Raw genomic sequence first — 19,810 nt, 5'->3', positions numbered from 1 at the left:
CGCAATGTGCGACATGTTGTCACACGGAAGCCGCCGCAGGACGCTTCTGACCTGCCAAACCCGCGCTTAAATTTGCAAAAAGCCTCCAGGATGTGCTGTCAGTTCGTGGTTTGGACGCCGCCACGTACCTCACGTCGTACAAGGCTTTGAGTGATGTCCGAATGCCTTGTTTTATGGGGGGTTGCATAGGTTTTGCAGGCCCTTACGGGGTGTAAGGGCTGTGACGGTTTGCCCTATAACACGGCAATTTTTGTGGTTTTTGTTGAGAATCGAACGCGATAAGATCGCGAACCATTGCAATATTGGTGAAGGATTATTGCTGTAATCGATAAAAATTATTTCTTTATAAGACATGGTTTATACATCGCTAGCTAACTACAATCGCCCGCACTGAATGTCCGGTGCTGCTCAATCTTTGAGCACTGGAGCGGTCGAGGGGCAGATGGACGGCTCTGTGCGACCCCAAGGTTCCGGCAGCCTTTCAACTATCCGCACCAAAGGGAATTGGTCTGTAACAAGGCCTTTAACCACGAAATCGAATAAGAACTCACCGCAGGCTCGTGAAGCGTACCTATATGACGTGACGGGCAGGCTCTTATTCAATCGAAGAGAAATGCCAACCCTTGGCAGGGTGAAGTGTTGGCGATCAAAACCCAACTGCATTGCGCAAGCTGCTTTAGAGGTCGTGAGATGAGTAAAAACAGGTACCCCCGATTACTAGGCTTTTTGCCGCTGCTTGGCATGATGTTAATGCTGGGAGGCTGCAAGTGGACCTTGATGGACCCAAAAGGACAGATCGGTCTGGATCAACGAAACCTGATCATCACTGCCACCCTGCTGATGCTGTTGGTCGTGGTGCCTGTGATCATCATGACCTTTGCCTTCGCCTGGAAATACCGCGCGTCGAACACCAGCGCGACCTACGCGCCTAAGTGGTCGCACTCCACCAAGATCGAAATCGCGGTGTGGCTGGTCCCGATCCTCATCATCATCGCCCTGGGTTACATCACCTATAAGTCGACCCACGAGCTGGACCCATACCGTCCGCTGGAGTCCGACGTCAAGCCGATCAACATCGAAGTGGTCGCGCTGGACTGGAAGTGGCTGTTCATCTACCCGGACCTGGGTATCGCCACGGTTAACCAGATTCGCTTCCCTGAGAACACCCCGCTTAACTTCCGGATCACCTCCGACGCCGTGATGAACTCGTTCTTCATCCCTGCCCTGGGCGGTCAGATCTACGCGATGGCAGGCATGCAGACCCGACTGCACCTGATCGCCAACGAAAAAGCTGAAATGGAAGGCATCTCCGCGAACTACAGCGGCGCTGGCTTCACCGGCATGAAATTCAAAGCGATCTCGACGAGCCAGGAAGATTTCAACGCCTGGGTAGCCGAAGTCAAGGCCGCACCTAAACAGCTTGATCAAGCTGAATACGACGCCCTGACCAAACCAAGCCAGAACAACCCTGTCGCCCTGTACTCCGCGTATGAGCCGAACCTGTTTCAGAAAATCGTCGACAAGTACGAAGGTATGAAGCCAGGCAAGCCGGTCAAGCACGAGAAGAAAGAAGTGGCCGCGGTTGAAGGTTCTGACACGGGCTCGCATTCAACTGCTGGGGCAGAGGAGTAAACGATGTTTGGTAAATTAAGTTGGGATGCGGTCCCGTTCCACGAGCCGATTGTGATGATTACCATCGCCATGATCGCGCTGGGTGGTCTGGCACTGTTTGCAGCAATCACTTATTTCAAGAAGTGGACCTACCTGTGGACCGAGTGGCTGACGTCGGTCGACCACAAGAAAATCGGCGTGATGTACATCATCGTTGCCATGGTCATGCTGCTGCGTGGTTTTGCCGACGCCATCATGATGCGTACCCAGTTGGCCATGGCCACCGAAGGTTCGCCTGGCTACCTGCCGCCTGAACACTATGACCAGATCTTCACCGCCCACGGTGTGATCATGATCATCTTCATGGCGATGCCTTTCTTCACCGGCCTGATGAACCTTGCAGTGCCGCTGCAGATCGGTGCGCGTGACGTTGCCTACCCGTTCCTGAACTCCCTGAGCTTCTGGCTGCTGGTTTCCGGCGTGGTGCTGATCAACGTGTCCCTGGGTGTCGGCGAATTCGCCAAGACCGGTTGGGTTGCGTATCCGCCATTGTCGGGCATCCAGTACAGCCCTGGCGTGGGTGTGGACTACTACATCTGGGCGCTACAGTTATCAGGACTCGGGACGACGCTGACGGGGGTCAACTTCCTGGCCACCGTCCTGAAAATGCGCGCCCCTGGCATGAAACTGATGGACATGCCGATCTTCACCTGGACCTGCACCTGGGCCAACGTCCTGATCGTGGCTTCGTTCCCGATCCTGGCCGCTACCATGGCGCTGCTGTCGCTTGACCGTTACCTGGATTTCCACATTTTCACCAATGAACTTGGTGGCAATCCAATGATGTACGTGAACCTGTTCTGGGCATGGGGTCACCCTGAGGTGTACATCCTGATCCTGCCAGCGTTCGGTATCTTCTCCGAAGTGATCTCGACCTTTACCGGCAAGCGCCTGTTCGGTCACCACTCGATGGTCTACGCATCGGGCGCAATCTCCGTACTGGGCTTCATGGTGTGGCTGCACCACTTCTTCACCATGGGGTCGGGGGCCAGCGTCAACGCCTTCTTCGGCCTGGCGACGATGCTGATTTCCATCCCGACGGGGGTGAAGCTATTCAACTGGCTGTTCACCATCTACCACGGCCGTCTGCGTATCACCAGCCAGGTCCTGTGGACCCTGGGCTTCATGGTGACCTTCGCCATCGGCGGCATGACCGGCGTACTGCTGGCCATCCCGGGTGCTGACTTCGTACTGCACAACAGCCTGTTCGTGATCGCTCACTTCCACAACGTGATCATCGGTGGTGCTGTATTCGGCTACATCGCTGGTTTCAGCTTCTACTTCCCGAAAGCGTTCGGCTTCAAGCTGCACGAAGGTTGGGGCAAGGCTGCATTCTGGTTCTGGATCTCGGGCTTCTTCGTTGCGTTCATGCCGCTCTATGCACTGGGCTTCATGGGCATGACCCGTCGTCTGAACGCCACTACCAACCCTGAGTGGGTGCCGTACCTGTACGTCGCCATGTTCGGTGCAATCATGATCGCTGTGGGTATCGCCTGCCAGTTGATCCAACTGTACGTGAGCATCCGTGACCGTAAGCAGAACGCTTGCGAATCCGGCGACCCATGGAATGGCCACACCCTGGAATGGTCGACCTCGTCGCCACCACCGTTCTACAACTTCGCGGTGATCCCGACTGCGAACACCATCGATGCGTTCACCGAAGCCAAGGAAGACGGTACTGCGTACCAGCAACCTAAGCACTACGAACCGATCCACATGCCAAGCAACACCGCCACTGGCGTGGTGATGGGTGCGCTGTTGACCGTGTTCGGTTTCGCGATGATCTGGCACATCTGGTGGCTGGCAATCGTGAGCCTGGTGGGCACCATCGGCTACTTCATTGTCCACGCAGCACGTGATGATCAAGGCTACATGGTGCCGGTCGAAACGATCGAGCGCATCGAAGCCGAGCAGCACGCTCGCCTGGTCGCCGAGAAGAAAATCCCGGCCAACCGTGTAGAAACCTCGTTGGAACAGGCTTAAACCATGTCGAACTTAGTGACCAATGCTGGACACGCCCATGTCGATGACCATGGGCACGATGACCATCACCACGACTCGGGGCCGATGACCGTTTTCGGTTTCTGGCTCTACCTGATGACCGACTGCATCTTGTTTGCGTCGATCTTCGCGGTGTACGCGGTACTGGTAAACAACGTAGCGGGTGGCCCGTCGGGCCACGACATCTTCGAACTGCCTTACGTGCTCGGCGAAACCGCCTTGCTGTTGTTCAGTTCGATCACCTACGGCTTCGCCATGTTGGCCTTCTACAAGGGCAACAAGAAAGGCGTCCTGAGCTGGTTGGCACTGACCTTCCTGTTCGGCCTGGGCTTCATCGGCATGGAGATCAACGAGTTCCACCTGCTGATCTCCGAAGGCTACGGCCCGCACCGTTCCGGCTTCCTGTCGGCGTTCTTCACGCTGGTAGGTACCCACGGTCTGCACGTAACGGCCGGCCTGCTGTGGATGGCGGTGATGATGTATCAGGTCAATAAACACGGCCTGACCAACACCAACAAGACTCGCCTGAGCTGCCTGAGCCTGTTCTGGCACTTCCTGGACGTGGTCTGGATCTGCGTCTTCACCGTTGTTTACCTGATGGGGACTCTGTAATGGCTAATGCACACTCCCATGACCATGACAGCCATGATGCGAGCCACGGCAGCGTTAAGTCGTACGCCATCGGCTTCATCCTGTCGGTAATCCTGACGCTTATCCCGTTCGGTCTGGTGATGTACCCGACCCTGCCGAAGTCGATCACCTTGATGATCGTGTTGGCGTTCGCAGTGATTCAGGTGCTGGTTCACCTGGTGTACTTCCTGCACCTGGATCGCTCGAAAGAGCAGCGCGATAACGTGATTGCGTTTGTGTTCGCAGGTCTTGTGATCCTGCTGCTGGTTGGCCTGTCGATATGGATCATGTTCAGCATCCATACGTTCATGATGGCGAAGTGAGGTAAGACCCGATGTCGCTTAAGCACTTTATCCAAATCACCAAACCGGGGATCATTTTCGGTAACGTGCTTTCTGTGGCGGGCGGTTTCTTCCTGGCCTCCAAGGGACATGTCGATCTGGCCATCTTCCTGGCTGCGATGATCGGTACGTCCCTGGTGGTAGCTTCCGGTTGTGTGTTCAACAACTGCATCGACCGTGACATCGATATCAAGATGGAGCGCACCAAGAATCGCGTGCTGGTCCAGGGCCTGATCTCCCTGAAACTGGCGCTGATCTTCGCGACCGTCCTGGGTGTTGCCGGTGTGGCCCTGTTGTACCAGGTGGCCAACCCGTTGGCGGCGTTGTTTGCCGTGATCGGTTTTGTCATCTACGTCGGCCTCTACAGCCTGTACCTCAAGCGCAAGTCGGTGCACGGCACGCTGGTGGGCAGTCTGTCGGGGGCGATGCCGCCGGTGATTGGTTATGTGGCTGTGACCAATAGCTTCGACATGGCTGCGCTGGTGCTGCTGGTGATGTTCAGCCTGTGGCAGATGCCGCATTCCTACGCCATCGCGATCTTCCGCTTCAACGACTACCTGGCTGCTTCGATTCCGGTGTTGCCGGTCAAGCGTGGCATCCAGGTCGCCAAGAAACACATCCTGCTCTACATCCTGGCCTTCCTCGTGGCGACCTTGATGTTGACCTTCAGTGGCTACGCCGGCATGAGCTACCTTGCCGTCGCCGCCGCCATGGGCATGTACTGGTTGTACATGGCCTGGACCGGCTACAAGGCGGTGGACGACACCGTCTGGGCGCGCAAGCTGTTCGTGTTCTCGATCTTCACCATCACCGCGCTGAGCGTGATGATGTCCCTGGATTTCCAAGTGCCGAAAGAGCTGTTGCTGACCTACGCCCACTGAGTGTCTGAGTAATAAAAAGGCCCCGCCTTCGAAAGAAGCGCGGGGTTTTTTATTGAGTGACCTTTAAACTACGACCAAACCCTACCCCTGCAGGAAGCAAAGTGATGAGTAAAAAAGCCGTTATGGTGTTCAGTGGCGGTCAGGATTCGACGACCTGCCTGATCCAGGCGCTGCCGCTGTATGACGAAGTGCACTGCATCACCTTCGATTACGGTCAGCGCCATGTCGCGGAAATCGAAGTCGCCCGGAAGCTGGCCAAGCAACTGGGGGCCACCGTTCACAAAGTGATGGACGTGTCGCTGCTCAACGAACTGGCGATCAGCAGCCTGACCCGCGACAACATTCCAGTGCCGACCGTGAACAGCTCCGGCGAAAGCCTGCCGAGCACCTTCGTGCCGGGCCGCAATATTCTGTTTTTAACCCTGGCGGCTATCTACGCGTATCAGGTCAAGGCCGGGACGGTCATCACCGGCGTGTGTGAAACCGACTTCTCCGGCTACCCCGATTGCCGCGATGAGTTCGTCAAAGCCTTGAACCAGGCGCTCAAGCTGGGCATGGAGTACGACGTACGCCTGGAAACCCCGTTGATGTGGCTGAACAAGGCTGAGACCTGGGCACTGGCGGATTACCACCGGCAATTGGACCTGGTCCGCGAGCAGACACTGACCTGCTACAACGGCATTATCGGCACCGGCTGTGGCGAATGCGATGCGTGCAACCTGCGTGCACGTGGCTTGAATGACTACCTGCAGAACAAGGCAGTGGTCATGCAGAGCCTGAAGCAGAAATTGCAGCTGAACTGACCCCAATACGTAGCAGACCCTGGCCAGAAAAAAGCCCCGTCTTCGCAAGTCGTACGGGTTTTTTTATGGCGGGTCGGTTAAATCATTTGTTCCTTGTCTCGTCATACCCTTCTATACGAGCTGTGCGAATTCCTCACCCGTCTACAAGGAGTAGTCACCATGGTCAGCGTTAGTCGTCGATCCCTTCTCGCTCTTGGCGCCGCCCTGCCTTTGCTCGGGCGCCTGGATTGGGCGCTCGCCGCACCCGCGCCGACCAAGGCTGACAAGGTACTGCTCAACTACAACGAAAGCCCCTACGGGCCTTCGACGGCGGCCCGCGAAGCGATGCAGCGCGGCATCGCGACAGCCGGGCGGTATCCGTACAAACATATGTACGCCTTGGCCGGCTTGTTTGCCCAGCAGCACGGGATTGCCGAAGAGCAGGTGGCGGTGTTCGCCGGCTCCATGGCCGCGCTGCGCTACGCGGTGCTGGCGTTCACCAGCGAAACCCGCGGCCTGGTGATGGCCACGCCGTCCTACGAAGTACCGCGCCAGACCGCCGAGTCCCGTAAGGCGCCGGTGCGCGAAGTGGACCTTGACGCCGATCACGCCCACGACGTTCCCGCCATGCTCGCCGCCGATCCCCAGGCGGGGATGCTCTATGTCTGCAATCCCAACAATCCGACGGGCACCATCACCTCCACCGAGGCTATTCGCCAGGCGCTGGCGAACAAGCCCAAAGGCAGCGTATTGGTGGTGGACGAGGCCTACATCGACTTCGCCGACACCCCAAGCGTGGTGAGCTGGGTCAAGGACCATGACGACCTGTTGGTGTTGCGCACCTTCTCGAAAATCTACGGTATGGCCGGCGCCCGTCTGGGCCTGGCGATCGGCCACCCGGCGCTGCTGGAACGGCTGGCGGTGTTCGGCGGTGACAATGTCCCGGCGGGTTCCTCCCTGCTCGGCGGCATCGCCAGCCTGGAAGACGTGAAGCTGCTGCCACAACGCAAGGCGCTCAATGCCCAGCTGCGCGATGAAACAATCACCTGGCTCAAGGGCCGTGGCTTCACCTGCACGGCGTCCCAGGCCAACTGCTTCATGATCGATGTGAAGCAACCGGCCGAGCAGGTCATCGACAAGCTTGCCGCACAGGGCGTGTTCATCGGGCGGGTGTGGAAAAACTGGCCGCAGTGGGTGCGCGTGACGGTGGGGAACAAGCGGGAGATGGAGCGGTTTCGCGAGGTGTTTGCGGCGACGGTCTAACGCCGATGTGGGAGGGGGGCTTTCTCCCTCCCACATTCAGTTCAGGGGTGTCACTGCTGCGCGATGCTGTAGCCCTCAAACGCCGTCTGCTGTTGCAGCGCAGTAATCACGCTCTTGCGGCTCAGCGGCTGTTCGACGCCGGCGTTATCCACAAAGCTTTCAACCTCCAACTCGGCTTCGTCGCCTTCGCCTACAAAGCTGAAGCCCAGGAACTCAAACGCCTCACGGTCGACGTTCAACCGCGAGCGTGGCGTGCGCAGCGGCAGGGTGACGCTGATGCCGTCCTTGCTGATCACAAACACTTCGGCTTCTTTCTTGGGGCGAGCGGCCTTACCTTTGCCGGCGCTTGGGTTGCTGATGGCCTGGTGAGACTGGTTCAGCACTTTGAGGGCCAGCCCGTAGACCAGCTCCTGAAACTCTGGATCATCCTTGAAGCTCGACAGGATGCGGCTGATGGAGAACTTGCCGCTCAGGTCTTCAAGGGCGAGGTTGTCAGCGGCTTCGGCGTCCTTGAGCTGCTTGAGCTGGCCCATCAGGTCGTAGGCCTTGTCGTCGTCGAAGGCGTCGTGGGCCTGGCGAATGGCCACGCGCAGTTCGCGGATCTGGTCGCTTTCCTTGGAGGTGTGAAAGGCGTCCAGCACCATCTCGCTGATGATCTTGGCGGCTGGCACATGCTGTGAAAGATTGATGGCGTTTTCGTATTCAGCCTTGGCGTGCAAGGCGACTACGGATTCTTCGGCGGAGTGTTCGGTGTAAGAATCGGACATTGAAATTTCACTACTTCAGTAAACGGAAGACAAAAAAGCGTCGCGCATTTTCAGCGGGGAGGGGGATCAGGTCAAGGCTGCCGACCGGCGAATGCAGGGCGTCAAACCAACTGCTTCAGGCACGCCTGGAGAATATCCAGTCCTTCTTCCAGCAACGCAGGCTCGATGGTCAGCGGTGCCAGCAAGCGCACGATGTGCCGCGACTTGCCGCTGGGCATCAACAACAGCCCGGCGTCTCGCGCCAGGCTCAGCAATTGGCTCAGTTGCCGGGGCGCGGGCGTGCCGTCGGCGTTGGCCAGTTCGATGCCGCGCATGGCACCGACGCCGGTCAGGCGGCCCAGATACGGCGACAGGTGCTGCGAACGCCAGGCGGCATAGCGGCCAACGATCGCTTCTTCCTGTTGCGAGCCCCAGGCCTGCAAGTGTTCATCCGTCATCGCATCGAGGGTGGCCAATGCTGCCGCGCAAGCGATGGGGTTACCCGAGTAAGTACCACCGAGGCCGCCTTTGGGCAGGTTGTCCATCAAGGCCTTGCGCCCGACCACCGCGCCCAGCGGCACGCCGCCGGCGATGCTTTTGCCCAGCAGGATCAGATCCGGTTCGATGCCCAGGCGTGAGAAGGCGAAACGCTGTCCGGTGCGACCGAAGCCCGACTGGATTTCATCGGCAATCAACAGGATGTTGTGTTCATCGCAAAAGCGCCGCAGGGCGTGGGCAAACTCGATATCCAGCGCCAGGAAACCGCCTTCGCCCTGCACCGGCTCGATGATGAAACAGGCGACGTCACCGACGTCGATTTCCACGCTGAACAAGCGGTCCATGGCTTTCAGCGCTTCAGCGCAGCCCACGCCGTTATCGGCGCTGGGGTAGGGCAGGTGATACACCGGGCCGGGCAGGACGCCGACCTTCTGTTTGTAGGGCGCCACCTTGCCATTGAGGTTGAGGGTGGCCAGGGTGCGGCCGTGGAAGGCTCCGTCAAAGGCGATCACCGCCGTGCGGCCGGTGGCGCCGCGCACGATCTTCAAGGCGTTTTCTGCCGCTTCCGCACCGCTGTTGGTGAGCATGCCGCTGACGGGGTAGTCCACCGGGATAAACCCGGCCAGGCGATCCATCAGTTCGATGTAGGGTGTGTGCGGTGCAGCGTTGAACGCATAGTGGGTCAACTTCGTCGCCTGTTCACGAATCGCCGCCACCACGCCCGGGTGGCAATGGCCAAGGTTGAGCACGCCGATCCCGCCGACAAAATCGATATAGCGTTTGCCCGTGGTGTCCCAGACCTCGGCGTTGCTGCCATGGCTGAGGCTGATGGGATGAACGATGGAAATCGACTGGCTGATGGTTTCGCGGCTCATGAATCTCGGACTCGGCAGTGGCGGGCGTGCTTTTATCTAAGCCGTGGGCCAGGCCCTGCCGCAAACGAAATAAAGTCGCCGGGTCATTCCAAATCGGAAGGAGCTGTTGCCAAAAGCTCGTTTTTGGCAACGCCGTAGCCCCGTCGATGCTACGCCGACACCCCATCCTTGCCCGCCGCCTTGGCGCGATACAACGCCTGGTCGGCACGCGTCATAAGCGCGCTGGGGGATTCATCCATACGGCGCTCGGCCACGCCCACGCTCAGGGTGACGTGGAGGCCGCCGCGCATCGGGATCTTGCGCATCTTTTGGCAGATTTTCTCGGCCAGTTCCCTGGCGGTTTGCAGTGCGCTTTTGGGCAGGACCGCGATGAACTCATCGCCACCCCAGCGGGCGAGCAGATCGCCTGGGCGCAGGCAGCTTTCCAGGCATTCCACTACCTGCAAAAGGGTTTGGTCGCCCACGCCGTGACCATGCTGGTCATTGATCGGCTTGAAATCATCGATATCCATCGCGATCAATGCCAGCGGCAGGCGAAAACGCTGGGCGCGGTCGCACTCTTCCAGCAGGACTTTTTCCAGGCGATAGCGGTTGGCGACGAGGGTCAGGGCATCCCGTTCGGCCAGGGAGCGGTTTTCGTCCAGCTGCAATTGCAGCTGCTGGTTGACCCGTGACAATTCGCGCGTGCGCTCGGCCACCAGCGCCTCAAGGGATTGGTTGCGCCGCTCCAGCTGTTCGACGGAGCACTTGCGCATATGAATATCGCGATGGGCGCCCACCATCCGCGCCACCGAGCCGTCGGGGTTGCGCGCAATCACGTAGCCCCGGTCTTCGATCCACAGGTAACTGCCATCTTTTTTGCGGCAACGGTATTCGATTTGATAATGGGGGGCGCGACGGTGGATGTAGTCATCGAACAGCGTCATCACGTGGGGGTAGTCTTCCGGGTGGATGACGGTCTCCCAGGTGAACACGCTGTTTTCCAGGGAGTGGCGGGGGTAGCCCAGCATTTCGTACCAGCCTGGGTTGCGGTAGACGAACCCGGTATTGGCGTTCCAGTCCCAGATCCCGTCGCTGACCAGCTCCAGCACGGTATGCAGCATGTCGGCATTGAGGTGGGAGAAATTGCCGTTGTCGGAGATATCGTCCATCTGCGCGCTCCTTGCATGGGCTGGCGTCCAAGGCCAGTCATATTGATGCCGATACTCCGTGGCTGGAGCTACTGTACAACGGAGCTTGTGCGCTTTGAATAGGGCGGATGGACGGTTACAGGAGCGGGCCATGGGCTATTGCTTCGGCGCGATCATCCTCGTACGCGCCTTCCCGTCGGCGTTGTGCTGGTAGATCTTGTCAGGCTGCCCCCGCTCGTTGAAGAACACTTGGCCGATGCCTGCCGAATTCCATAACCGTTCACCGGCCTCGGCATGCTCCGGGATATGCGGCACCACCTGCATGGTGCGGCGGCGAGTGAACCAGTTGAGGGGCGAACGTGGCGAGTACAGCCAGCGATTGAGGCGGTCGAACCATTCCAGCAATCGCGGTGGAAATTCGTTCTTGATGCCGCTGCTGGTGATCTGCCAGATCCTGGGACCGGCGTTGCGATGGCGGATCAGTACTTCATAGACGAACGAGTAGTGCACGTCGCCCGAGAGGATCACGTAGTTACCCGGTGTGCGCGAGTGGCGAAAGATGTTGAGGATCACTTGGGCTGCACCGCGATGGGCCATCCAGTTTTCTGCGTCCACCAGCAACGGGTGGCCGCACCAACTGAAGATTTTCTGCACGGTCTCGATCAGCTTGACGCCAAAGATCGGTGCGGGGGAGACGATGATGGCCGAGGGATGGTCGAGCAGTTCCTGTTGCAGTTCGCTCAAGGCTTCCCAGTCCAGCAGGCCGGACGGTTGCTTGAGGGTGAATTCGCTGCGCCAGCGCCGGGTGCGGGTGTCGAGCACTACCAGGGCCGGCGTGGTGGGCAGCACGTAGTGCCACTGCTGGAACTTCAGCAGCGCCGCGAGCAAAGCATCCTGTGCCTGGGCGTCCAAGTGATTGCTCTGCGCCTGGCTGGCCAGTGCCTGGGTGTGGCCCACCAGCTCATCAAAGGCGTCCGGGTTATTGCCCCAGCCCTGGCACAGCAGGTACGCCAGCAGGGCGTTACCGATGATGCGTCTGGAGAACGGATGGCCGTAGGCGGTTTCTTCCCATTGCGCGCTGAGGTTCCAGTCGTCGGTGATGTCGTGATCGTCAAAGATCATCAAGGTGGGTAGATGGGCGAATACCCGCGCCACGCCCGGCAGGCCGTCGCGAAATTTATCCACCTGCACCTGTTCGCGGGCATAGCGCGCAGCTTCATCGGCGCTCAGTTGCGGTGGCTGTACGGTGAGCAGGGACCAGGGGACGGGCGACCACACCAGCAGGTACATCGCCATGACTTCGGCGAACGTCACCAGGTGATTGTCGGCGGTGCTGCTGGTGAAAATCGGCTTTTTCACGCCGCCAAAGAAACGTTCGCGCAGGGTCTCATTGCTGTCCAGCGCGGGTAGCAGGTCTGCGCGGTGGTAGTAGCTGGCGTGATGCCCGTAGAGGCTGGCGCTGTCGTCTACCACCGCGCCTTCCAGGTACTCATCGAACAGGCCCAGGCGCGCAATCAGCCCATGGATCGCCCGCAACATCGGCCCGGCCACATCGTCGGCGTACACCTGGTCGCCGCTCATCATCAGCAAGGCTGGGCGGTCGGCCGGGGTCTGTGCATCGGCCAGCAGCCGATCAACGCAGAGCAGGCCTTCGTCGGCGCTGTGGTGAGGTTTGCGGCAGGAGCCGTGTACCAGCTGATGGATGTGGCTGTGCAGTACGAAACTTGGGCAGTATGTGTCGGTGTACAGCAGGTGCGGTGCCCATTCGGCAATGCCGGCATCGTCGACCAGCAGATCATAGTGGATGACTACGTCCTGGGGCAGCGCCTCGTCCAGGCGTACATCAATCAGATGGATGTACGCCTGGCGCCCCACTGGCACGACCTGGCACCGGTCCTGGCCCAGCGGTATGTCCAGGCACTGGTCGGCACAGTGCAGTTTCAGGCTCAGGGGCAATGCCCGGCTCCCCACCAGCCACAGCACCAGGCGCCGGGGTTCCAGGCGCCGCAGCAGAGGGCCGGCGAGTACGGCGGGCAAGGTGTCGGGATGTGGCATGCGGTAACAGGCTCCGGCCAGGGTTGAACCGGCAAGGTTAGCGCAACGGATGTCAGTGTTTTGTTAAGGCGGGGCGGTCTGTAAAAAAGAAGAAGGGCAATACGCTGCCCTTCTTCCTGCGGTTCAGAGCAAGTTCCCCTTGCCCAGGCTATCCAGGCCGCCACTTCTGGGGCGGTTGCGCGATGAACCGTCAGCTTCCTGAGGCTCCAGTTGCAACTGAGGGTCTTCAATGCTGCGTTTCTTGCGTTGCAGGGCTGTGTCGTCCTGCGGCGTAGTGGGGGGAGGAGGGGGGAGCGGTGTCGCGTTGATGGAGCTGAGCATGGCAGTGTCCTTTTATCTATTAGTCGAGTGTTACTTCACCCCTTGGAGCGAAGTGCCGCCAAACTTATAGAGCAGGGCGCTGGCGAGCTATAAACGTCCTGCTGCAAGATATGACGACCTTTGGCTACTCGGCTCAGAAGTCATCAGCGGCGCCGTTCGCGCAACCCCCGGTCGCGGGAGTGGTCGCGCCGTCCTTGCCATCCAGCACAAACGCCGCACGGTTTTGTGCCACGACATTACGTATTGCGCTGTAATAGTCCGGCAATTTTTGCAGGCTGTCGGTGAGCGGCAACAGTGATGCCCGGGTATCCACGGTGCCACCTACCAGGCTGAGGGTGCCCAGGGTCTGCACGGTGTCACTGTCTCCCAACGGCGAGACCAGGAAACTCAAGACTTTGCCTGCCGCATCGCGGCTGTTGCTGGTGCCCAGCAGTGGCAGTTCGACAATCGGCCCGTTGCCGATGCCCCACACGCCGAATGTCTGGCCGAAGTCGGCGCTATGGCGCGGGATGCCCACGCGGTCTGATACATCGATCAGCCCCACCACGCCCACTGTGGTATTCAGCGCAAAACGGCCAAGGGTATTGACCGAGCGCCTTGGGTTGCCTTGCAACAGGTCATTGATAAACACCTTCGGCTCGCTGAAGTTGCTCGCAAAGTTATGCACACCCTGCTGGAAAAAATCCGGCAGGTAGCGGTAGCCACGTGCTACCGGCGCCAGGACGTAGTTATCCACCGTCCGGTTGAAGGCAAACACCCCGCGATTGAGCGGTTCGGCCGGGTCATACACCGGGTAATTCACCTGTGCGCAGCGGGTGGTGGTGCCCGAGGGGGCCGGGCTGGCGCAGCCCGTGAGGTAAGACACGGTCAACAACAGCACGACCTGGCGAGCCAGGTGCCGGGGATAGGTCAGCGAGCGCATAAGCACGGTCTCCGCAAAAGGGAGGCCGATGCTGGCAGCCGTCCCTTGCGCAAAGATGTCTGGTTTATTGCGGCGCTGACGCTTTATTGCACGATTGAAATATATGACGGGCTGCGTCGAATGGTTTTAGATGGCGCATCGACAACACCCAGTGATGCCCGCCTGTGAGCAACCTTTTGATCGTGGACGATGACCTTGAAGTCCTCGCGCTGCTGAAGAAATTCTTTATGCAACATGGCTATGCGGTCGAGACCGTCGCCGGTGGCACCGAGCTGTGGGCCGCCATGGAGCGTCATCCCGCCGACCTGATCATTCTTGACCTGATGCTGCCGGGGGAGAACGGCTTGTTGCTGTGCCAGCGCCTGCGCCAGCAGTACGCAACACCGGTGATCATGCTCACCGCCATGGGCGAACTCAGTGACCGCGTGGTAGGCCTGGAAATGGGCGCCGATGACTACTTGAGCAAGCCCTTCGACGCCCGTGAACTGCTGGCGCGGGTGCGTGCGGTATTGCGTCGGGCAGGCGAGGGGCGGCCGGTGTTGGGCGAGTCTGCCCGTCCCTTGATTCGCTTTGCGGGCTGGCAACTGGACGTTACGCGCCGTGAACTGCGCTCCCCCGACGAGGTGATGATCCCGCTGTCATCCGGTGAGTTCGACCTGCTGCTGGTCTTCGTCGAACACCCCCAGCGCGTGCTGACCCGCGAACAACTGCTGAACCTGGCGCGGGGCCATAGCCATGACGCGTTCGACCGCAGCATCGACGTGCAGGTCAGCCGCCTGCGCCGCAAGCTGGAGTTCGATACCAAGCGCCCGGCCATGATCCGCACCGTGCGCAATGGCGGTTATCAATTCACCGCCAGCGTGAGCCGTTCATGAGCCGCCGCCCGCGTGACACGGTGGCCCGCTGGATCGCCCTGACCATCCTGGTGGCGATGCTGACTGCGTTGGCGTTCAACGCCCTGTTTGTGCAATTGGCGGGCGTGTGGGCACGGCCGCCGTTGACCGAAACCGGGCTGCTGGAAAAAATCGCCGTGGTGGTGCGCGTGGTTGAAGGTTCGCAACCGGCGCAACGCGCGCACCTTGCGCAGGTTGTAGGCGACGAATCCTTCAGTGTGACGTGGGCGGCGCAGCGGGAAGCCTTTGAGCTGCCTGTGCTCGCCGACCCGGATTTTCATTCGGGCGAACAGGCCTTCAAGAACCTGCTCCAGGGGCCGGTGCGTCCCATGGAAGCCTACGAACCCTCCGATTGGCCGGGCGGCGATGGCCACTATGTGCTGCTGATGCAACTGGCCGATCAGTCCTGGCTGATGTTCAGCGCCCGTGCCCGCAGTTGGGGGCTGGACGAGGGCGCGCGCAGCGTGATTGTGGTGCTGCTGGTGCTGATCTCGACTGCGCTGGTTACCCTGGTCGCGACCCGTCGCCTGGCTCGCCCCCTGCAACACTTCGCCCAGGGCGCGCGGCGCTTTGGCGCCGACTTCCGCGCGCCGCCCATCGAGCCGGTCGGGCCCCACGAAATCCGCCAGGCGATCCTCGCGTTCAACGGCATGCAGGCGCAGTTGCGGCACTTTATCCAGGACCGCACGCAAATGCTCGCGGCCATCTCCCACGACCTGCGTGCGCCCCTGACCCGCCTGCGCCTGCGCGGTGAATTCATCGAAGATGCCGACCAGCAACGCCGGCTGTTCAATGATGTCGATGAAATGCAGGCCATGATCAACACGGCCCTGGCGTTCTTCCGCGACGACGCACGCCTGGAGCAGGCCACCCAGCTGGACCTGGCGGAACTGCTGCAAACCCTGATCGACGACTACCGCGACCAGGCGATTGAACTGGCTTTCAGCGGACCGCCGCGCCTGGTGTACTTTGGCCGGCCCTTGGGCCTCAAGCGGGTGATGACCAACCTGATGGACAATGCCATCCACTACGGTCGGGCGCCGGAAATCGAACTGCAACAAGGGCCGGCCGAAGTGGTGATCCGCGTGCTGGATCGCGGCCCGGGGATTGCGGCGCAGTATCGCGAACAGGTGTTCCTGCCGTTCTACCGCCTCGAAAATTCACGCAACAAGAGCACCGGCGGCGTCGGACTTGGGCTGTCTACCGCCCGTGCGATTGTGCTGGAACACGGCGGCACACTCACCCTGTCGGAGCGCCAGGGTGGCGGGTTGGAGGCGGTGGTGGTATTGCCGGTGTAACCGGTGCTCGCCACAGAGGCGGTCAGGTATGGGAGTCCTCAATCACCTTCGGCACCGTAAACCGGAACTCACTGCCACGCCCCACTTCACTTTCAGCCATGATCTTGCCGCCATGGGCGTGGACAATCCCTTGGGTGATATACAGCCCCAGGCCGGTGCCGGTGGGATTGTTTTCCGACTGGGTCCAGTAGCGATCAAACACGTGGGGCAGTTGATCAGGCGCAATACCTTCGCCTGAGTCACGCACCGAAAACACGATCTCTTCACCATTGGTCATCGCACTGATGCCGATATTGCCCTGGCGCGGAGTGAACTTGATGGCATTGCCGATCAGGTTCGACAGCACCTGGAACAGCCGCTCCGGGTCGCCGTTGATCTGCAGGCCAGGCTCGGCGTTGAACGACAGGTCGATGCCTTTTTCCATCGCCAACGGCGCGAGCAGGGAATAGGCCTCTTCGAACATTTGGCTGACGTCCAGGGCAACGGGTTTGACCACGTAGCGCCCGGCCTCGATTTTCGAGGTGTCGAGCAAGTCTTCCAGCAAGACGTTCATGCGTCCGGCGGCCTGTTGCATGGTGTCGATGGCGGAGGAAATGCGTCGCGAGGTGTGCGGGCCGTCGGAGCTGAAGGCCTTTTGCATCATGCCGCAGAGCATGGAGATCACCGTCATCGGGTTGCGCAGGTCGTGGGACACCACCGCCACCAGGTCATCACGGGCGCGCACGGCCTGTTGCTCGCGCAGCACCTGGCGAGCCAGGTCGTTTTCCAGGGCAGAACGACGCAGGTCGTTGGCGGCGAACAGGTCGCCATGGCTCCACTTGGTGGAAATACCGGCCATCTCCACCTTCCAGATTTCAAACGAGGTACGCGGGCGAAGGCGCAGGCCGGCGTCGGAGTTTTCCAGGTCGAGCGGCTTTTTCGGGTCACCACTCCAGTTAATGTTTTCTTTCACTTCCGGGCGGAACCACAGCACGCCGTTATCCACAGGCTTTGGCAGGCTCATGGCCAGGACACCGCTGGCCACCTGTTGGAACTCGGCGCCTGGCGGGTAGATCGACACCAGGTTATGGCTGGAGAACACCGGCTCGCCGCTGTCCTGCAGCCACTTGTGCAAGGCCCGGATCTGCGCCGGTTCCGGGCAGTTGCCGTAGCGGTGCAGTTGCTTGTCTTCGATGATCGCCACGCCGCCGGACAAGGTCAGGTCCATCAGCACCTGGCCGCGCTGGGCCAGGCCGTCGAACACGTTTTCTTCGGAGGCCTTCATGGCTTTATCCAGCAACGCCAGGGCCTCGACTTTTTCTTCTCGCTGACGGCTCAGGTCCAGGGCTTCCATGGCGCTGATCTGCAATGACAGCACCTGACCGATGGTCTGGCAGGTGATACGCAGGTCATTGGGCACCAGCAGCGGCTCGCGGTTGCCGCAACTGATCAGGCCCCAGAGCTTGTCGCCCTTCATCAGCGAAATGCTCATGGACGACAGCACGCCCATGTTTTGCATGTACTGGCAGTGAATCGGCGACACGCTGCGCAGGGTGGCAAAGCTCAAATCCAGCGGCTCACCGGTATCCGGGCGCAGCTTGGGCAGCAGGGGCACCGGCTCGTAGGCAGCATTCGGGATGATGCGCAGCCAGTTGGTGCGATACAGCTCGCGGGCCTGCTCCGGGATATCGGACGCGGGGAAGAACAGTCCGTTGAACAGCTCCATGGACGGTGCCGACGCTTCCGCGATCACCTGGCCATGGCCTTCTTCTTCGAAACGGTAGATCAACACCCGGTCGTAACCGGTCATGGCCTGGATTTCAGTCACGCTGATTTCGTACAGCGCTTGCAGGGTTTTCGCTGATTGCAAACGTTGCAGCATCTTGCCCAAGTCACTGCTGCGGCCTTTCAGGGCCCGTGGCCGGAAGTCCTTGAGCCGCGGTTCGAATTCCAGCACCAGCACGTCCTGATGGCGGTGCAACAGGCCTTCGAACTCGGCGCCGTTGAGGGTGACGTGCAAAGGCGGCGCATCAAGGAAGCTGTTGTGTTCGGCCATGGCCTGCACGGCCTGGGCGTGCTCGGCACCGATCAGCGCGTGCAGTGGCTGGCCCAGCAACGACTCGGGGGCGCGGTTGAACAGGCTGGCGACGTTAGTGCTGACTTGAATGATGTTCAGGTCGGGCTCCGACAGCGTCAGCAGCACACCGTGGGGTTGGATCGCCCCCGGAAAGCGGATGGGCTCGTCGGCACAGTTGGCAAGCAGCTCTTCAAAATCGTCGGGTTTCATAGCAGTACCTCCTGGCTGTCGAGCCATTGCTCAAAGCAGCTGAATGTCGAGCGGGCCGCGTGCACCGCGCGCTGTTTGGCTGGCGTGTCCAGCGGCAGGCGGCCCAGGTAGTCGAGAAAATCTTTCCAGCGCCGACCGGTTTCGGCACCGTACACATCGAGGAACGCCCCTCCGTTGTCGGCGTCCAGCGCCAGGCGTCGAGCCATTTCCCGACGCAGTACCTGGCCGCCCAGGGTTGCGCCTTCAAGCACATACAAGGCGCCGAGGCAGGCGGCGGGGGTATCGAAAGCGGGCAATTGCACACAGTGCGGCAAGGCGTTGATCGCGGAGGCGTCCAGACCAAGGGCGTGAAGATCGTTGATCAGCGTCGGCGTTTTCATACGCAGCGTCGGGTCGAAGCCTTCAGGGATAAACTCACAGCCGTACAGCGCTGCTTCAATCGGCCGGTAAAACCCGTAATACGCCTGGATCAGGCGCTGATACCAGCCGGCATCCAAATGTTCGGAAAAAAACGGCAGTCGTTTCTCCAACGCCACGTGCAATAGGCCGGTGCCTGCGCGCAACGCGTCCAGCAATGAGGGCGCACCACCTTCATGGGCCTGTGAATGCATTCAATGAGCTCGAACTGTGGGCCTTTCGGCCATGAATGACGCGTTGAAAAAGGCGACGATTCTACACAACACATAAGCATCAGCTGAACGCACAAGGCGAAAAGGCTGACCAGCGGATCAGAAAAGTCGCTCCCTGCTTAAGTAAGTGACCATAAGGGCTGCTGCGAAGTTCGGCATCAATGATATCGCGACGCTATCAATGCATGGACGCCCCCTGCTGGGTCAATGCCGTTTGCACGCACTCAAGTAAATGCTCGGTGCTCCACGGTTTGGGCAGGAACCGCACGGAGCCACCCAATTGCTCCGCGAGTCTGGCGTTGCCCGAGGTGAGCAGCACCGGCACTGATGGCCAACGGTGCGCCACCACCCGGCTCAAGTCATAGCCGTTGAGCAACCCCGGCATCTGCACATCGCTGACAATCAAGTCCACCGGATCATCGCCGCGTTCCAGGTAAATCATTCCTTCATCGGCTGAAGGAAAAGACGTCACAACCGCGCCGAAATCCTCCAGTACATCCACCATCAACGACCGAATGATCTCGTCGTCTTCCAATACCAAAATCGATGGCTGAGCCATGATCCTTACTCCACCATCAGGGTTCAGTAAGGTGGAGTGGAACGGGGCC

General features: G+C 60.0%; 17 protein-coding genes. 9 read left to right on the top strand and 8 right to left on the bottom strand.

The window, feature by feature from the left end; translation table 11 throughout:
• Nucleotides 1–690 precede the first annotated feature (690 nt).
• The 7 genes from cyoA to F6S08_RS26280 all read left to right on the top strand — a co-directional run bounded on the left by cyoA (nt 691) and on the right by F6S08_RS26280 (nt 7,569).
• Nucleotides 691–1,632, top strand: coding sequence for a ubiquinol oxidase subunit II (gene cyoA / locus F6S08_RS26310; RefSeq protein WP_027607622.1), 942 nt, complete (start codon nt 691–693; stop codon nt 1,630–1,632).
• Nucleotides 1,633–1,635: 3 nt separating this feature from the next.
• Complete coding sequence (cyoB, locus tag F6S08_RS26305; RefSeq protein ID WP_065925995.1) at nt 1,636–3,654, top strand: cytochrome o ubiquinol oxidase subunit I; 2,019 nt, start codon at nt 1,636–1,638, stop codon at nt 3,652–3,654.
• Between the two features lie 3 nt (nt 3,655–3,657).
• A complete protein-coding gene (locus F6S08_RS26300) occupies nt 3,658–4,284 on the top strand; it encodes a cytochrome o ubiquinol oxidase subunit III (RefSeq protein ID WP_010206435.1) in 627 nt (208 codons plus the stop codon).
• Nucleotides 4,284–4,625 (top strand): cytochrome o ubiquinol oxidase subunit IV, encoded by a 342-nt coding sequence (cyoD, locus tag F6S08_RS26295; protein WP_010206434.1) that lies wholly within the window; start codon nt 4,284–4,286, stop codon nt 4,623–4,625. Before F6S08_RS26300 ends, cyoD begins: the two co-directional genes overlap by 1 nt.
• Before the next feature lie 11 nt (nt 4,626–4,636).
• Entirely contained in the window at nt 4,637–5,524 is an 888-nt protein-coding gene (gene cyoE / locus F6S08_RS26290) for a heme o synthase (protein ID WP_027607620.1), read from the top strand.
• Nucleotides 5,525–5,628: 104 nt separating this feature from the next.
• A complete protein-coding gene (gene queC, locus F6S08_RS26285; RefSeq protein ID WP_065925997.1) occupies nt 5,629–6,327 on the top strand; it encodes a 7-cyano-7-deazaguanine synthase QueC in 699 nt (232 codons plus the stop codon).
• A 159-nt stretch (nt 6,328–6,486) separates the two neighbouring features.
• Nucleotides 6,487–7,569 (top strand): pyridoxal phosphate-dependent aminotransferase, encoded by a 1,083-nt coding sequence (locus tag F6S08_RS26280; RefSeq protein ID WP_315872542.1) that lies wholly within the window; start codon nt 6,487–6,489, stop codon nt 7,567–7,569.
• Nucleotides 7,570–7,619: 50 nt separating this feature from the next.
• Here the strand turns inward: F6S08_RS26280 and F6S08_RS26275 are convergent, their stop codons facing one another.
• The 5 genes from F6S08_RS26275 to F6S08_RS26255 all read right to left on the bottom strand — a co-directional run bounded on the left by F6S08_RS26275 (nt 7,620) and on the right by F6S08_RS26255 (nt 14,116).
• A complete protein-coding gene (locus F6S08_RS26275) occupies nt 7,620–8,336 on the bottom strand; it encodes a hypothetical protein (protein ID WP_065925999.1) in 717 nt (238 codons plus the stop codon).
• A 101-nt stretch (nt 8,337–8,437) separates the two neighbouring features.
• Entirely contained in the window at nt 8,438–9,688 is a 1,251-nt protein-coding gene (locus tag F6S08_RS26270; RefSeq protein ID WP_315872541.1) for an aspartate aminotransferase family protein, read from the bottom strand.
• 149 nt (nt 9,689–9,837) lie between these two features.
• A complete protein-coding gene (locus tag F6S08_RS26265; RefSeq protein WP_315872540.1) occupies nt 9,838–10,839 on the bottom strand; it encodes a diguanylate cyclase domain-containing protein in 1,002 nt (333 codons plus the stop codon).
• A 135-nt stretch (nt 10,840–10,974) separates the two neighbouring features.
• Nucleotides 10,975–12,873, bottom strand: coding sequence for an alkaline phosphatase D family protein (locus F6S08_RS26260; protein WP_315872539.1), 1,899 nt, complete (start codon nt 12,871–12,873; stop codon nt 10,975–10,977).
• 454 nt (nt 12,874–13,327) lie between these two features.
• Nucleotides 13,328–14,116 carry a VacJ family lipoprotein gene (locus F6S08_RS26255; protein WP_315872538.1) on the bottom strand — a complete coding sequence of 263 codons (789 nt, stop codon included), beginning with the start codon at nt 14,114–14,116 and terminating at the stop codon, nt 13,328–13,330.
• Nucleotides 14,117–14,280: 164 nt separating this feature from the next.
• On the opposite strand from F6S08_RS26255, the gene F6S08_RS26250 reads away from it, so the two are divergent.
• The gene (locus F6S08_RS26250) at nt 14,281–14,991 is read left to right on the top strand and encodes a response regulator (RefSeq protein ID WP_065926005.1); all 711 of its coding nucleotides are present in this window, start codon (nt 14,281–14,283) and stop codon (nt 14,989–14,991) included.
• Nucleotides 14,988–16,307 (top strand): ATP-binding protein, encoded by a 1,320-nt coding sequence (locus F6S08_RS26245; RefSeq protein WP_137212828.1) that lies wholly within the window; start codon nt 14,988–14,990, stop codon nt 16,305–16,307. The genes F6S08_RS26250 and F6S08_RS26245 overlap by 4 nt, the downstream gene beginning before the upstream one ends.
• A 22-nt stretch (nt 16,308–16,329) precedes the next feature.
• On the opposite strand, the gene F6S08_RS26240 is transcribed toward F6S08_RS26245, so the two are convergent.
• The 3 genes from F6S08_RS26240 to F6S08_RS26230 form a co-directional block, all read right to left on the bottom strand.
• On the bottom strand, nt 16,330–18,573 hold the full coding sequence (locus tag F6S08_RS26240) for an ATP-binding protein (protein WP_315872537.1): 2,244 nt from the start codon (nt 18,571–18,573) through the stop codon (nt 16,330–16,332).
• Nucleotides 18,570–19,184, bottom strand: a complete 615-nt coding sequence (locus tag F6S08_RS26235; RefSeq protein ID WP_065926008.1) for a biliverdin-producing heme oxygenase — start codon at nt 19,182–19,184, stop codon at nt 18,570–18,572. The genes F6S08_RS26240 and F6S08_RS26235 overlap by 4 nt, the downstream gene beginning before the upstream one ends.
• A gap of 196 nt (nt 19,185–19,380) precedes the next feature.
• Nucleotides 19,381–19,761: a response regulator gene (locus F6S08_RS26230; protein ID WP_065926009.1), complete on the bottom strand. Its 381-nt coding sequence runs from the start codon at nt 19,759–19,761 to the stop codon at nt 19,381–19,383.
• Between the last annotated feature and the right edge of the window lie 49 nt (nt 19,762–19,810).

This window comes from Pseudomonas sp. JV449 (assembly GCF_032424295.1).
GTDB classification, from domain to species: Bacteria; Pseudomonadota; Gammaproteobacteria; order Pseudomonadales; family Pseudomonadaceae; genus Aquipseudomonas; species Aquipseudomonas marginalis.
This window is presented reverse-complemented; position numbering and strand designations above follow the sequence as displayed.